The following is a 14,739-nucleotide window of genomic DNA, read 5'->3' on the forward strand; positions in this document are numbered from 1 at the left end:
TAGACATGTTTCATGAACGGTAACGGCAGCAAACACAGGCACACAGCGCTTCCGGGCGTGATTCTGGCTGCCTGCATGTTTGCGTCCTATCCATCTGTCGGCGCATTTTCGCAAGAGGATGTTCCACCCCCGCCTGCCGTTCAGGACACCAATACCCAGCCCAGTGACCTCGATGCTCTGGAAAAACGCCGTGACCAGAACAGGCAGGATTTGCAGGAGCTGGTCGATAGCATCGGCCTGTCCGAAGACAAATCCCGCCAGCTTCAGGACAGCATTGCCGCGCTCAATCAGGACACGGCACGCATCAAGGATGAGCTGATCGCCTCGGCTGCCCGTCGCAAGGACCTCGAAGGCAAGATCAGCGATGGCGAAGATCGGCTTGCCAAGCTCGGTGTTCGCGAAGACGGCGTCAAGGCGTCGTTGCGAGAACGGCGCGGCGTGCTGGCTGAAGTGCTCGCAGCACTTCAACGCATGGGCCGCAATCCCCCCCCTGCTCTCCTCGTTTCGCCGGAAGATGCGCTGGCATCGGTGCGCAGCGCCATCCTTCTCGGCGCTGTCGTTCCAGGCATCCGTTCGGAGACCGAAAAGCTGGTGTCTGCTCTCAAAGAGTTGACCGACCTGCGCCAGGCCATCGCCAGCGAAAAAGAACAGCTGACGGTAACGATGACGGCAAGCCTCGAAGAGGAAAAACGGCTCGATCTTTTGCGTCTCGAAAACGAGAAGCGCAACACCCAGACGGCGAGCGACCTTGAGTCAGAACGTAAGCGTTCTGAAGAACTTGCGAGCAAGGCGACCAGTCTCGAAGGGCTGGTTTCATCGCTTGAAAGCGAAATTTCCTCGGTGCGTGACGCCAAGGAAAAAGAGCGTCAGGAACAGGAGCGATTGGCCGCTTTACCCCAGGCTGACCGCGACAAAGTGCAGGCCCAAACCGACGCCGGAATGCCCGATAAAAACCGCATTGCGCCCGCATATCCGTTTTCGAGTCTGAAGGGTAAGCTGGCCATGCCGGTCTCCGGAGATGTGCTGCGAAAGTTCGGCGACGCCGACGGAACCGGGCATTTTTCCAAGGGGATCGTGGTTGCAACCGGCCCGGAGGCACTGGTAACGGCGCCTGCTGATGGTTTCGTGGTTTTTGCCGGGGAATTTCGCAGTTATGGCCGCATGATCATTCTCAATGCCGGTGACGGATATCATCTGGTGCTGACAGGCATGGACAATGTGAGGACAAGGCAGGGCATGTTCGTGTTCTCCGGCGAACCGATCGCGTCCATGGGCGCAAAAAGAGTGGCAAGTGCTGCTGCATTGGCGCTGGAAACTGACAAGCCGACACTTTACATTGAATTTAGAAAAGACGGCGTACCAGTTGATTCTCAACCATGGTGGACCGTGAAAAATACCGGAAGGGCGCGCAATGATTCGTAAGGCTTCACTTCTCCTCATTGGTGGACTTATGGGTGCCACAGCGATGAGCGTTATCTACTCGGCCAGCATGCCGGCACAGGCTGCCGGCCCTTCGACCTACAAGGAGCTGTCGATTTTTGGTGACGTGTTCGAGCGCGTGCGTGCCCAATATGTGACGCCACCGGATGATAAGAAGCTGGTTGAAAACGCCATCAACGGCATGCTGAGCTCGCTCGATCCGCATTCGAGCTTCCTGAATGCACAGGATGCGACCGACATGCGCTCCCAGACTAAGGGTGAGTTCGGCGGTCTCGGCATCGAAGTGACGATGGAAAACGAGCTGGTCAAGGTCATCTCACCGATGGATGACACACCTGCTGCCAAAGCAGGCATTCTTGCTGGCGACTATATCTCCGAAATCGACGGTGCCCCGGTCCGTGGTCTCAAGCTTGAAGAAGCCGTCGAAAAGATGCGTGGTGCGGTGAAGACGCCGATCAAGCTGACGGTGATTCGCCAGGGCGCTGATAAGCCGCTCGACATCACCGTAATGCGTGAAATCATCGCCGTTCGCGCCGTGAAATCGCGCGTCGAAGGTGGCGATGTCGGTTATCTGCGCGTCATCTCCTTTACGGAAAAGACTTATGATGACCTCGAAAAGGCAATCAAGAAGATCAAGGAAGACGTCCCGGCCGACAAGCTGAAGGGCTACGTTCTTGACCTGCGCCTCAATCCGGGTGGTCTGCTCGATCAGGCGATCAACGTGTCCGACGCTTTCCTGGAGCGTGGCGAGGTTGTTTCGACCCGTGGTCGTAACCCGGAAGAAACCCGTCGCTTCAACGCAACGGCTGGCGATCTGACAGATGGCAAGCCGGTGATTGTTCTCGTCAACGGCGGCTCGGCCTCTGCGTCGGAAATCGTGGCCGGTGCGCTGCAGGATCTGCGCCGTGCGACGGTTCTGGGCACACGGTCCTTCGGTAAGGGCTCCGTCCAGACGATCATTCCGCTGGGCGATACCGGTGCGCTTCGTCTGACGACGGCGCTCTATTACACGCCATCGGGCAAGTCCATTCAGGGTACGGGCATCACGCCTGATATCAAGGTGGATCAGCCATTGCCGGAAGAGCTTCAGGGACGCGTGCGTGCCGAAGGCGAATCCAGCCTGCGTGGCCACATTCAGGGCCAGAGCGAAACGGAAGAGGGTTCGGGCTCCGCAGCCTACGTTCCGCCGGAAGCCAAGGACGATATCCAGCTCAACTACGCGCTGGATCTCTTCCACGGCACCAAGACGGACGCTTCTTTCCCGCCAAACCCTGAAAAGGCTGTCGTCAACAAGCAGTAAGATGTGAGCGCATCGGGTCATCCCGATGCCTTCCCACCATGCTCGCCGTCAAACACGGATAGATCATTGCCTTCAGACCTGCGCAAACCGCTCATGGGTCGACAGAGAAAAAAAAGCGCCGGGTCGTTCCGGCGCTTTTCTGCGCTTGCGGCTCTGTTGGTGCTGGGCGTCGGTGGCATTGGCGGTTTGTCGGTCTACACGGCGCTTTCCCCCGGCAATCTGGAGGGAAGTTCGACCGCACCTGATGTCCATATAACGGCCGCAGGCACATCGTCCGAAACGACCACGCAAGCTGCCAGCACGGACCAGACCGATGGCGCGCTGACGCCCCAAAGCGGTCGGTCTGGCGCGAATGTGCAGAGAAGCACCATGGCAGACGGCAAAGTCGTCTCCGTCTATTCGCCGCGTGAGCGCGACAGCAATAATCCGGTTTTGATGAGCGGCCAGACCTACGGGCAAGACCCGCGCATGGCAGCCCAACCCAATGAGGAACTGCTCGAAGACTCCGCCTTCGGCAGGCTACCAAAGATCAGCGCCGACGGACTGCGCCCGATGGAGCAATATGCAAGGCCATGGTCTGGGGCCAGGGGCACGCGCATCGGCATCATCGTCGGTGGCCTTGGCCTCAGCCAGACCGGCACCCAAAAGGCCATCCGCGACCTGCCGCCGGACGTCACACTCGGTTTCGCCGCCAGCGGCAACAGCCTGCAACGCTGGATGCAGGAAAGCCGTCGGGAAGGCCATGAAATCCTGCTTCAGGTTCCGTTCGAACCCTTCGGTTACCCTGGCACCAATCCCGGACCCGACACCTTGCTCGTTGCCGGTCCCGCCAAACTCAATATGGAGCGCTTGCACCGCTCCATGGCGAAGATCACCAATTATACCGGCATCATGAACTATCTCGGTGGGCGGTTCATGGCCGATGAGAAAGCCCTGGAGCCGGTGATGCGCGACATCGGCAAACGCGGCTTGCTGTTTCTGGACGACGGCTCTTCAGCGCAGTCGAAAAGCGCAGCGATTGCCAAGGCCCAATCGGCCTCTGTCGGTTTTGCCGACTTGCAGCTGGATGACCAGGTCAATGAGAACGCCATCTTGCGCAAGCTGGACGATCTGGAGCGCATCGCGCGCCGGAACGGTTCCGCCATCGGGGTGGCTTCCGCTTTTGACGAAAGCATCGCAGCCATTTCCAAATGGTCGGTGGAAGCATCCGGGCGAGGCATCGAAATCGTCGGCGTCTCCGCACTTGTTTCCGACAAGGCCGGCCCGTAAATCTGTTGGCCACACCACTCCATCCATCGAAGGTCCAAAATGACGATCAAAGCGGACGATCTACCCTACCGCCCCTGTGCCGGAATCATGGTTCTCAATGCTGAGGGGCTGGTCTGGGCCGGGCGGCGGATTTCGCAAGGGAACTCGGAATTCGACGGCTCACCCCAACTCTGGCAGATGCCGCAGGGTGGCATAGACGAAGGCGAGAAGCCGCTTGTGGCCGCCATTCGCGAGCTCTACGAGGAGACGGGCATGAAGACCGTGTCGCTTCTCGCTGAAGCCAGCGACTGGATACACTATGATCTGCCGCCACAACTGATCGGCATCGGTCTGCGCGGCAAATATCGCGGTCAGGCACAGCGCTGGTTTGCGTTTCGCTTCGAGGGCGATGAAAGCGAAATACAGATCAACCCTCCACCGACCGGCCACGAGGCCGAATTCGATGAATGGGCGTGGAAACCGATGGAAAGCCTGCCAGACCTGATCGTGCCGTTCAAACGCGGCGTGTACGAACAGGTCGTCGCCGAATTCCGGCATCTCTCTGATCGATAAAACAAAAAAGGCGGCTGAAGAGCCGCCTTTTCATTCGATAATGACCGATATTATTCGGATTCAGCAGCGTCGGCAGAGTCAGCATTGAGCTGGCCGTACTTGGCTTCGCCGATCTTGTTGAGAAGATCGAGCTGCGTTTCGAGGAAGTCGATATGGCCTTCTTCGTCGATCAGCAGCGTTTCGAACAGCTTCATCGAAACGTAATCGCCGGCATCATGACAGATATCGCGCGAGTTCTTGTACGCTGCGCGTGCGTCATATTCGCCTGCGAGATCCGCTTCCAGCACTTCCTTGACGTTCTGGCCGATTCGCAGCGGTGCGACGGTCTGAAGGTTCGGATGTCCATCGAGGAAGATGATACGGTCGATGATCTTGTCGGCGTGCTGCATCTCTTCGATGGATTCGGCACGCTCTTTCTTGGCGAGCTTTGTGTAGCCCCAGTCGTTCAGCAGTCGGTAATGCAGCCAGTATTGGTTGACCGCACCGAGTTCGAGGAACAAAGCCTCGTTAAGCTGCTCGATGACTCTTGTGTCGCCTTTCAATGTCCGCTCTCCTGTTGTCTTCATGCAATTGTCTCAGGCGGGACATAAAATCAAAAACGTCGGCCTCCGTCGAGTGGCGACGGGCATGATATTCTTCTGTCGTCTTGATGATCAGTTCGACAACGGTCGGGAAACAGCCGCAGCAACGGCCACGTTTGGCCATCGCGTGATACACTTTCGACGGCACAATAAGCTGCCAACAGTCCTCGTCGAGCATCTCATTGATGACGTCGCGAATGTCGTTATCGGTGATGTAGTTACAGCTGCAAACGAGCATGGTTCATTGCCTGTATGACGCAACACGTTGTTTTCATTCTTAAACCAAAACAGGACAGTGGGTGTCAAGAAAAAGATGCGGCCAAACTTTGCAGCAGATATTAGACTCGTTCTAAACTTAACAAAAATCCTCGTCTTTTCATTCAGTTAGCATCTGCTACCGGACGCCGGGACGCTTTCAAGTTTTCGTCAACGCGGCAAAATGAAAACAAGTGATCACGGAAAGTTTACTGACGTGCCGACCCTCACACGAAATACTGGCCGCCATTGGCAGTTAACGTCGACCCCGTGATGAAACCCGCATCGTCGGCAGCCAGAAACAGCGCACACCGGGCAATCTCTTCGGGCTCCCCAAGACGCCCGACGGGAATGTGCGGAAGAATGCGCTCATTCAGCACAGTTTCGGGCACGGCGCGCACCATCTCCGTTCCGATATAGCCGGGGCAGATGGCATTGACGGTGATGTTGCGCGAAGCACCCTCCTGCGCCAGCGCCTTTGTCAGGCCGATGTCACCAGCCTTGGCAGCAGAATAGTTCACCTGGCCCGCCTGGCCCTTCTGGCCGTTGATGGAGGAGATGTTCACGATACGCCCAAAGCCGCGCTCGCGCATGCCTGGCCATATGGGATGCGTCATATTGAAGACGCCTGTGAGGTTGGTGTCGAGCACCTCACGCCATTGCTGCGGCGTCATCTTGTGAAACATCGCGTCGCGGGTAATCCCGGCATTGTTGACGAGCACTTCGATCGGGCCAAGATCGCTCTCGACCTGGGCAATGCCTGCAACACAGGCATCATAATCGCGGATATCCCAGCAATAGGCCGGAATTCCTGTTTCGCTGCGAAAATGCGCAGCGCGCGCTTCGGTGAATGCATAATTGACGGCAACCCTGTAGCCAGCGGCGTGAAATGCCTTGGCAATGGCAGCACCGATTCCGCTCGTCCCGCCCGTTATCAACGCAACACGGCTCATCTCAAGGCCTCCTTTGTTTCTCTGCGTCAGCCTTTAGAGGGGCCAAAGTGGCATTTCGATGATGGTGAGGTCAGAGGCCTTCCAGGCACATGGCGATTCCCATGCCGCCGCCGATGCACAGCGTCACCAGCCCCTTTTTCGCGCTGCGGCGCCTCATTTCGAAAAGCAGCGTGTTGAGAACGCGCGCGCCGGAAGCACCAATGGGATGGCCGATCGCGATCGCCCCGCCATTGACGTTGACGATCTCGGGATCAAGCCCCAGATCACGAACGACAGCACAGGATTGCGCCGCAAAGGCTTCGTTCGCCTCGACCAGATCGAGATCGGAAACCGACCACCCGGCTTTCGCCAACGCCTTGCGCGATGCGGGAATGGGGCCTGTGCCCATGATCTGCGGGTCGACGCCCGCGGTGGCCCAGGATGCGATGCGCGCCAGAGGCCGTAGCCCGCGCTTTTCTGCTTCGGCTTCACTCATCAACAGCACGGCAGCAGCACCGTCGTTGAGACCAGAGGCGTTGCCTGCGGTCACCGTTCCGTCCTTGTCGAAAGCAGGACGCAGCTTTGTCATCGTATCCAGCGAGGCGCCGACACGAATATATTCGTCGGCATCGACGGTCACGTCGCCCTTGCGCCCTTTGATGATGAAGGGGATGATCTCGTCAGCAAATCGTCCGGCCACCTGCGCGGCCTCGGCGCGGTTTTGCGAGGTCACGGCAAACTGGTCCTGTTCATCGCGCGAAAGCTGCCATTGCCGGGCAATGTTTTCGGCGGTAATGCCCATATGATAACCGTAGAAGGCGTCCGTCAGGCCATCCTTCAACATGGTATCGACCATCTTGAAATCACCCATTTTCACGCCACCACGCAGATGCGCGCAATGCGGCGCCATCGACATGGACTCCTGACCGCCTGCGATGATGATCGATGCGTCACCGGTCGCAATCTGCTGCATGCCAAGTGCCACCGCGCGCAGGCCCGAACCGCAAAGCTGATTGATCCCAAAAGCCGTCGCTTCCTGAGGAATACCCGCCTTCATCGCGGCTTGACGCGCCGGGTTTTGCCCCTCGCCTGCCGTCAGCACCTGCCCGAGAATGACTTCATCCACCTCACTTGGCTGAATGCCCGCCCGCTCCAACGCGGCCTTGATGACCGTCGCGCCCAGTTCGTGGGCAGGCGTGTTGGCAAAGCTGCCGTTGAAAGAGCCGACTGCCGTGCGCGCAGCACTGGCAATAACGATCGAGGACGAGGTCATTCCATATCTCCCATTTTGCGGCGCGAGATTGTCAAAGCTTTGAGGCCAAGTCAAACCATCTCCACACCCCCGGCTCCTTAGGAACTTAACAGTCCGCATTGGTGACAAATGCTGCGCAAAAAATTGACTGCTGCATCGCACAAAACATTTGTCACGCCGGTTGATTTGAGCATAAACTTAAAGACGGGAAGAGCAAAAACACCTGATAAGAAGAAAATACCAGGATCGCGAGGAGGCGAGCATGGCCAAACACAGCGGCGAGACCGTTATCAAGAAATATGCCAACCGGCGGCTCTATAACACCGGCACCAGCACCTATGTGACGCTCGAAGACCTCGCCAAGATGGTCAAACGCGGCGAAGAGTTCAAGGTTCAGGATGCCAAGACATCCGAAGACATCACCCACGCCGTCTTGACGCAGATCATCATGGAACAGGAAGGCAAGACCGGGAACACCTTGATGCCCACCGCCTTTTTACGCCAGCTCATTTCCTATTATGGCGACCAGATGCAGATGGTGGTGCCGACCTTCCTCGAACATTCGATGAAGACCTTTTCCGAGCAGCAGAGCCAGATGCAGGAGCATATGGGCAAGGCATTCGGCGACACATCCAACAAGAATTTCTCCACGCCGTTCGGTTTCATGGAGGAGCAGGTCAAGCGCAACACGGAGTTGTTTCGCCAGGCCATGCAGGTGTTTACGCCCTTCCCTATGCCGTCTGCGCAGAAGGAGGCAAAGAAGCCTGATGCTTCCGAAATCGATGAACTGAAGGCGCAATTGCGCACGCTTCAGACCAAACTCGATCAGCTCTGAACGGTTCTGGTTTTTTCAGGCACGCGCAGCAGCAACAGGAAGCCGGCGCCGAGGAAGATCGTCAGCGTCGCCATGCCCAGATGTGCCGAGCCGCTGATGTAGGTGACGAGGGAAAAGGACAGCGTCGCCATAAAGCTGGTGGCGCGGCCTGACAGGGCGTAAATCCCGAAATAGCGACCTGCCTCGGCAACGGTAACGTTGCGTGCGAGGTAGGAGCGCGACGACGCCTGAACCGGGCCAAACGCAATGCCGATCAGGATGCCATAGACAAGATAGGCCTTCTCTGCCGAGCTGGAAAACAGCCCTTCCGTCGTGGAAACGGGAAGCGCCAGCAGGCCGAACAGGGTAGAATCGGTGTAGGTCGAGACGATACCGACCGTCGCCACCAACAACAGAGCAAGGCTGATCAGCACCGTGTTTCGCGATCCTAAGCGTTGATCGACAAAGCCCGCAGCAATACAGCTGCCAATCGCCACTATGTTGAGAATGATGCCATAGATGCCGATTTCGAGCGTGCCCCAACCAAACAGGCCCGCTGCAAAGGCACCCCCCAGGATCAAGACACCGTTGACGCCATCCTGATACAGCATCCGCGCGATCAAAAATCGCGTAATGGCGGGGCGGCCTCTCAATTCCTTCAAGGTCGCCTTCAGCTCCGTCATGCCGGATTGAACCGCCCTTCCGAAGGGCAAGCCCTTCTTGACATCTGGCGTAAAGAAAAACATCGGCAGAATGAAAACGAAATACCACAGTGCGGAGATCGGGCCGGTGATACGGGCGTCTTCGCCAGCCGCCGGATCGAGCCCGAAAAGCGGCGGAATGCCGAGGATCGTCACGCCATTGTCAGGTGCCGCCGCCAGAAACAACACCACGAAGATCAGCACCACCATGCCGCCGAGATAGCCGAGACCCCAGGCTGTGTTGGAAATGCGCCCGACATTTTCCGGCGTGGTCAGCCGCGGCATCATGGAATCATTGAAGACGATAGAAAACTCAGCCGCAATCGACGCGACGATCATGAAGGTCACCGGCCAGATGATGGCAGACCCGGGTGCGGCAAACCACAGCATCGCGAGGCTTGCGATCTTCAGCGTCGCGAAAAACGCGATCCAAGGTTTCCGTGAGCCGGATTGATCGGCGATGGAACCGAGGATCGGCGAGAAGATGGCGATGATGACGGAGGATATCGTCGCCATGTTGCTCCAGGTCGTCTGCGCGGAAATCGGATCCGCCGTCAGCCGGGCAACGAAATAGGGGCCGAAAATGAAAGTCGTGACGACGGTGAAAAAGGGTTGAGCCGCCCAATCGAACAGCATCCAGCCCCAGATGCCACGCTTCGTCACGCTTTGGCCGGTCGCAAGGGAAGAGGAGGCCATTCGTCACCCTTTCGGCCATTATGAAACCAGTAAACTGCCCGGCTGTGATACCGGGCAGTTGGCGTCTGATATCAGACGTTTCGCGCCTGGACTATATCCGAAAGCAATCCGGCGGCAACCGTCAGGCGGGCAAGGTTCGTCTCGCCACTGTCGCTCAAGCCCCCGAGTTCCGACACGATGCGGTTGACCCGCACCCGGTCAGCTGCATACCAGGCCTGCACCGGGTTCTTTTCCTTGGCATATTCCGTCAGCGCCGAGATGACGATGCGGCGGCGTGACGAGGAAATCTGGTCCTGGCTGCGCAAGAGGGCAAGGCTTTCATAATGGTCGGCTGGCGTTACACGCTGGCCTGCATCCAGCAGCCTTGCCACGCGGAAGGTGGCAGACACCGCCGCATAGCTTTCGGCTGCCCGCGCAAGCGTCGTGTTTGCCTGTCCCGCAATCAGCATGATTTCCGGCACATAGACCAGCAGGGACAGCGTTTCCAACTCGCGGATCAATGCCGGTGCGACGCCTTCAATCTCGGTAAAGCCGATCTCGTCCTTGTATTTGGCCGCACCTGCAAACAGCGTCTTGATCGCCGTCTTCAGCCGCTCGACCTCATCCGCCATAGACTCGGAGGCTGATGTCGTCGTTTGCAGATAAAGCCGCGTCGCATCGGTATAGATGCGCGCCACATCGGCATAAAGCCCGTTCTGCACAGCGCCGGAAATCTGTCCATCCAGCTTGTCGATCTCGCTCCACAGGCGCTTCAGACCGAACCCGTCCTCCACGATCATCGCCGCCTTGACGACCGTGGGTGCCAGAAGACCGCTGGCATCGACCAGTTTCTGCACGAAACCCGGACCGCCGCGGTTGACAACCTGGTTGGCAAGCGAGGTCGCGACGATTTCGCGGTGCAGGCGATGGCTGGTGATGTCGCCCGCATAGGTCTTCTGCATCTTGCTTGGGAAATACTCCGTCAGAAGATGCTGAAGATAAGGCTCGTCCGGCAACGTGCTGGCCACCAGCGTATCGAACAAGGTGAGCTTGGCATAGGACAGGAGAACGCCGATCTCGGGCCGGGTCAGCGGTTTACCGGCGGCATAGCGCTCGCCGAATTCCGCATCGTTCGGCAAGGTTTCCACCTTTCGGTTCAATTGCCCGGCAGCTTCCATGGCACCCATCAGGCGGCCAAGCTCCTCACGATTTTCCGTACCGCGCCGCTCGGTCAGCGAGATCGCAAGCGACTGGAGATAATTGTTGCGCAGAACAAGATGGCCCACTTCCGTGGTCATGGAGGCAAGCAACTGGTTGCGTTTGGGCAAGGTCAGGCGACCGTCATTGACGGGAGAGGCCAGGGCAATCTTGATATTGACCTCGACGTCGGAAGAATTGACACCCGCCGAATTGTCGATGGCATCGGAATTGCATCGGCCACCGGCCAGCGCATAGGCGATGCGCGCCTTTTGCGTGATGCCGAGATTGGCACCTTCACCGATCACCTTGGCGCCAACTTCCGTCGCATTGACGCGGATCGGATCATTGGCGCGGTCCCCCACCTCGGCATTGGTTTCCACCGCTGCCTTCACATAGGTGCCGATGCCACCGAACCAGAGAAGATCGGCGGGAGCCTTCAAGATCGCCGTCATGATCTCGAACGGCGTGGCAACGGATTTGTCGATGCCGATCGCCGCAACCGCTTCGGGTGTCAGCGATACGGATTTTTCCGAGCGGGAGATGATCATCGCGCCTTGCGACAGCGCGGACCGGTCGTAATCCTGCCAGCTGGAACGCGGCAGGTCGAACAGGCGCTTGCGCTCGGCAAAGGACTTGTCCGTATCGGGGGTCGGATCGATGATGATGTCGCGGTGGTCGAAGGCTGCAATCAGCTCGATCTTTTCCGACAGCAGCATGCCATTGCCGAACACGTCGCCGGACATGTCCCCCACACCGACCACTTTGAACGGTGTCGTCTGAATGTCGATGTCCATCTCGCGGAAATGCCGCTTGACCGTTTCCCAGGCGCCGCGTGCGGTAATGCCCATTTTCTTGTGGTCATAACCGGCAGAACCACCCGAGGCAAAGGCATCATCCAGCCAGAACCCGGCATCGCGCGCCAGTCCATTTGCGGTGTCGGAGAAGGTTGCCGTGCCCTTGTCGGCTGCAACAACGAAATACGGGTCGTCACCATCCAGCCGGAGTGTGTCGGCAGGCGCGACAATATCATCGCCGACGATGTTGTCGGTTATGGACAGGAGCGTGCGGATATAGGTCTTGTAGGCGTCCTTGCCCGCATTGAAGATTTCATCGCGATTACCGCCAACCGGCAGGGTCTTCGGGTAAAAGCCACCCTTGGCACCGACAGGCACGATCACCGCATTCTTGACTTGCTGTGCCTTGACCAGCCCCAGCACTTCGGTGCGATAATCCTGTCCACGATCCGACCAGCGAAGCCCGCCACGGGCAACCTTGCCGAAGCGCAGGTGGACACCTTCGACTTCGGTGCCATAAACGAAGATTTCCCGGAACGGTCTTGGGTCAGGCAAGCCATCCAGAAGCTTGGGATCGAATTTGAAGGCCAGCATCGCCCTTGGAGACCCATCCTCGTTGCGCTGGAAATAGTTGGTGCGCAACGTCGAATCCACCGCATTCACATAACGGCGAAGGGTGCGGTCCTCGTCCAGATTGGGAACGCCCGACAGCGCCGTTTCGATGGACTTGTGGAGATCGAGAAGCTTGCGAAGGCGCGGCTTCTCTCCCATCTTCGGATCGAAGCCATGGGAAAACAGCTCGAATATCTTGGCCGCAATATCAGGATATTTGAACAGCGTTTCGGAAATATGCTCCTGCGAATAGACGATGCCCGTCTGGCGCAGGTAACGCGCATAGGCCCGCAAAACCGACACTTCCCGCACGCCAAGACCCGCAGCCACGATCAGGCGATTGAAATTGTCGTTATCGACAGTACCGTCGAACGCCGCCAGAAACGCCTCTTCGAGCCGTGGCCCGTAGATTGCAAGATCGAGCTTCACGCCCGGCTGGACCTTCAGTTCCATATCATGCAGCACGATGGTGCGTGTGTCGTCGCCTGAGACCACGCCAACATCGAAAGTGCGCTCGCTGATGACGCTGAAACCCAGATTTTCCAGCAACGGCACGCGCCGCGATAGCGGCAGATGACCGTCGCGGTGGAAAATCTTCAGCGAGAGAACGCCGTCGGCCTGATCGTCACGGCGGTAGAATTCGATTCTGACAGGCTCGCCACCGGCGGTCGCGGCGATATCCGGCAGATCGATAATCGCTTCTTCCGGCGTGAATGCTTCCTGATACGCCTGATCGACATCCAGAACCGGCGCACCGGAGGGGGAAAGCGCCACGAAGTGGTCTATCCAGCGTGCGGCAATATCGCTGACTGCATCTTCGAGCTTGTCCTGTGCCACACGCGGCGTCTTGCCGTTGGTGCGCCCGACAATGAAGTGGACGCGCGCGACAGCGCCTTCCGGGAAGGCCGGATAATAAGCCGAGATGTGCCCGTCATAAACCTCGGACAGATACTCACCCATTTTTTCGCGGACGTAGGAATTATACTCTTCGCGTGGCACGAAAATAATAACGGAGACAAAGCGGTCAAAACGGTCGATGCGTGGCAGAACGCGCACGCGTGGACGGTCGCTCAGTTCCATGATCTGCTCGATGAAGCGGATCAGCAGATCGGCATCGATCTGGAACAGGTCGTCACGCGGATAGGATTCCAGCGTGTTGTGCAAAATGCGCCCGGAGTGGCTGTTGGGATCGAAACCGAAGTGATGCTCGACCTCGGCGACCTTGGCGCGCAGAAGCGGGATCTGCTTGACCGAATGCGTATAGGCCGTCGCCGTGAACAGGCCGACGATACGCAATTCGCCAACGACATTGCCATCCTCATCGAAACGCTTGATGCCGATATAGTCCATATAGGCGCGACGGTGGACGATGGATTTGACGTTGGCCTTGGTGACGATCAGAAAATCCGGACCGTCGAGGAAGGCCAGAATTTCCGGTGTCGTCGTCACCGCGTCCTTGCCGAGGCGCAGGACGCGCACCTTCGGGTCGGTCAGCGTCCCAAGTCCGCTGCCGTCGCCGCGTTCGACGACGGCATTCTTGCCCTTGCCGGAATAGCTGTAGTCACGCATGCCGAGGAAGGTGAAATTGTCGTTGCGCAGCCATTCCAGAAACGCGACCGCCTCATCGCGCCCCGACTTGCGACGGGTGGGTGCACGCTCCTTCAATTCGCTCAGCGCTTCATCCAGTTTTGAGACCATCGGCGTCCAGTCGCTATAGGCGGACTGGACCTGCGACAAAACGAAGCGGAGACGTTCTTCCAGCGCCTCGCCTGCCTGTGGAGTAACCGGCGCGATGTGAAGCTGAATCAGGCTGATATTGTCCTGAGGCGCGTCGATATCGGAATCTGCCAGACGATATCCACCGGCAGCACGCGCATCAGCGATAAGAATGGGGTGAACCGCAAGATAAAGGCTACGGTAGCTGTTGGTCACTTCACCCATGACGGAATCGTACAGAAACGGCATGTTGCGACCGATGATGGTCAGAACAGTCACAGGAATATCGCGCGGCGCGACGCCTTCTACTTGCGAGATACCAATATAGGGCGTGTCTTTTTTCCAGCGTGACAGTTCATCCGACGTATGGCGAGCGGCTGCAGCTAGCATGTCGGGGGAATAATATTGGATATCATCCGTACTGGCCCGACCGAAGATCGCCTCCGGGTCTAGAAAGGGCTTACCCGACACCTCCGCCAGTTTTCTGGTTTTTTCGAGTTGTTTGTCGCGTTTTGGATTGTTCCGGTAGCCCATTTTGCCTTTTTCCTCCCAAAGGGTGAGGGTTTATCAATGAAAATCGAAAAAAATCTTCATTTTCATCAAATTCGAATCGGATATTGGCGCGGAATTATGAAGAGTTTAAGTG

11 protein-coding genes are annotated in these 14,739 nt (G+C 57.8%); 5 read left to right on the top strand and 6 right to left on the bottom strand.

Annotated features, from left to right (window positions below):
• Positions 1–12: 12 nt before the first annotated feature.
• The 4 genes from RRU01S_RS13980 (at position 13) to RRU01S_RS13995 (ending at position 4,561) form a co-directional block, all read left to right on the top strand.
• A complete protein-coding gene (locus RRU01S_RS13980) occupies positions 13–1,422 on the top strand; it encodes a murein hydrolase activator EnvC family protein (protein WP_045230885.1) in 1,410 nt (469 codons plus the stop codon).
• Positions 1,412–2,740 (top strand): S41 family peptidase, encoded by a 1,329-nt coding sequence (locus tag RRU01S_RS13985; RefSeq protein WP_045230886.1) that lies wholly within the window; start codon positions 1,412–1,414, stop codon positions 2,738–2,740. Before RRU01S_RS13980 ends, RRU01S_RS13985 begins: the two co-directional genes overlap by 11 nt.
• Positions 2,741–2,806: 66 nt before the next feature.
• On the top strand, positions 2,807–4,009 hold the full coding sequence (locus RRU01S_RS13990) for a divergent polysaccharide deacetylase family protein (RefSeq protein WP_045230887.1): 1,203 nt from the start codon (positions 2,807–2,809) through the stop codon (positions 4,007–4,009).
• A gap of 39 nt (positions 4,010–4,048) precedes the next feature.
• Positions 4,049–4,561, top strand: a complete 513-nt coding sequence (locus RRU01S_RS13995) for an RNA pyrophosphohydrolase (protein ID WP_081880078.1) — start codon at positions 4,049–4,051, stop codon at positions 4,559–4,561.
• A 50-nt stretch (positions 4,562–4,611) separates the two neighbouring features.
• Here the strand turns inward: RRU01S_RS13995 and bfr are convergent, their stop codons facing one another.
• The 4 genes from bfr to RRU01S_RS14015 all read right to left on the bottom strand — a co-directional run bounded on the left by bfr (position 4,612) and on the right by RRU01S_RS14015 (position 7,602).
• Positions 4,612–5,103 (bottom strand): bacterioferritin, encoded by a 492-nt coding sequence (gene bfr, locus RRU01S_RS14000; protein WP_045230948.1) that lies wholly within the window; start codon positions 5,101–5,103, stop codon positions 4,612–4,614.
• Positions 5,069–5,380 (bottom strand): (2Fe-2S)-binding protein, encoded by a 312-nt coding sequence (locus RRU01S_RS26760; RefSeq protein ID WP_065700596.1) that lies wholly within the window; start codon positions 5,378–5,380, stop codon positions 5,069–5,071. Before RRU01S_RS26760 ends, bfr begins: the two co-directional genes overlap by 35 nt.
• A gap of 244 nt (positions 5,381–5,624) precedes the next feature.
• Positions 5,625–6,350, bottom strand: a complete 726-nt coding sequence (phbB, locus tag RRU01S_RS14010) for an acetoacetyl-CoA reductase (RefSeq protein WP_045230889.1) — start codon at positions 6,348–6,350, stop codon at positions 5,625–5,627.
• Positions 6,351–6,420: 70 nt separating this feature from the next.
• Complete coding sequence (locus RRU01S_RS14015) at positions 6,421–7,602, bottom strand: acetyl-CoA C-acetyltransferase (RefSeq protein ID WP_045230890.1); 1,182 nt, start codon at positions 7,600–7,602, stop codon at positions 6,421–6,423.
• Between the two features lie 241 nt (positions 7,603–7,843).
• Here RRU01S_RS14015 and phaR point away from each other — a divergent pair, with 241 nt between their 5' ends.
• A complete protein-coding gene (gene phaR, locus RRU01S_RS14020; RefSeq protein WP_045230891.1) occupies positions 7,844–8,416 on the top strand; it encodes a polyhydroxyalkanoate synthesis repressor PhaR in 573 nt (190 codons plus the stop codon).
• Here the strand turns inward: phaR and RRU01S_RS14025 are convergent.
• Both RRU01S_RS14025 and RRU01S_RS14030 read right to left on the bottom strand, forming a co-directional pair.
• Complete coding sequence (locus RRU01S_RS14025) at positions 8,407–9,792, bottom strand: MFS transporter (RefSeq protein ID WP_045230892.1); 1,386 nt, start codon at positions 9,790–9,792, stop codon at positions 8,407–8,409. The genes phaR and RRU01S_RS14025 overlap by 10 nt on opposite strands.
• 71 nt (positions 9,793–9,863) lie before the next feature.
• Positions 9,864–14,627, bottom strand: a complete 4,764-nt coding sequence (locus RRU01S_RS14030) for an NAD-glutamate dehydrogenase (protein ID WP_045230893.1) — start codon at positions 14,625–14,627, stop codon at positions 9,864–9,866.
• Between the last annotated feature and the right edge of the window lie 112 nt (positions 14,628–14,739).

The sequence above is a fragment of the Agrobacterium rubi TR3 = NBRC 13261 genome (genome assembly GCF_000739935.1).
Taxonomy (GTDB): domain Bacteria; phylum Pseudomonadota; class Alphaproteobacteria; order Rhizobiales; family Rhizobiaceae; genus Agrobacterium; species Agrobacterium rubi.

Excerpts from the sequence above, each read along its gene's own strand:
- RRU01S_RS13980 (WP_045230885.1), top strand. The coding sequence starts at position 13 with ATGAACGGTAACGGCAGCAAACACAGGCACACAGCGCTTCCGGGCGTG.
- RRU01S_RS13985 (WP_045230886.1), top strand. The coding sequence starts at position 1,412 with ATGATTCGTAAGGCTTCACTTCTCCTCATTGGTGGACTTATGGGTGCC.
- RRU01S_RS13995 (WP_081880078.1), top strand. The coding sequence starts at position 4,049 with ATGACGATCAAAGCGGACGATCTACCCTACCGCCCCTGTGCCGGAATC.
- RRU01S_RS26760 (WP_065700596.1), bottom strand. The coding sequence starts at position 5,380 with ATGCTCGTTTGCAGCTGTAACTACATCACCGATAACGACATTCGCGAC.
- phbB (WP_045230889.1), bottom strand. The coding sequence starts at position 6,350 with ATGAGCCGTGTTGCGTTGATAACGGGCGGGACGAGCGGAATCGGTGCT.
- RRU01S_RS14015 (WP_045230890.1), bottom strand. The coding sequence starts at position 7,602 with ATGACCTCGTCCTCGATCGTTATTGCCAGTGCTGCGCGCACGGCAGTC.
- phaR (WP_045230891.1), top strand. The coding sequence starts at position 7,844 with ATGGCCAAACACAGCGGCGAGACCGTTATCAAGAAATATGCCAACCGG.
- RRU01S_RS14025 (WP_045230892.1), bottom strand. The coding sequence starts at position 9,792 with ATGGCCTCCTCTTCCCTTGCGACCGGCCAAAGCGTGACGAAGCGTGGC.
- RRU01S_RS14030 (WP_045230893.1), bottom strand. The coding sequence starts at position 14,627 with ATGGGCTACCGGAACAATCCAAAACGCGACAAACAACTCGAAAAAACC.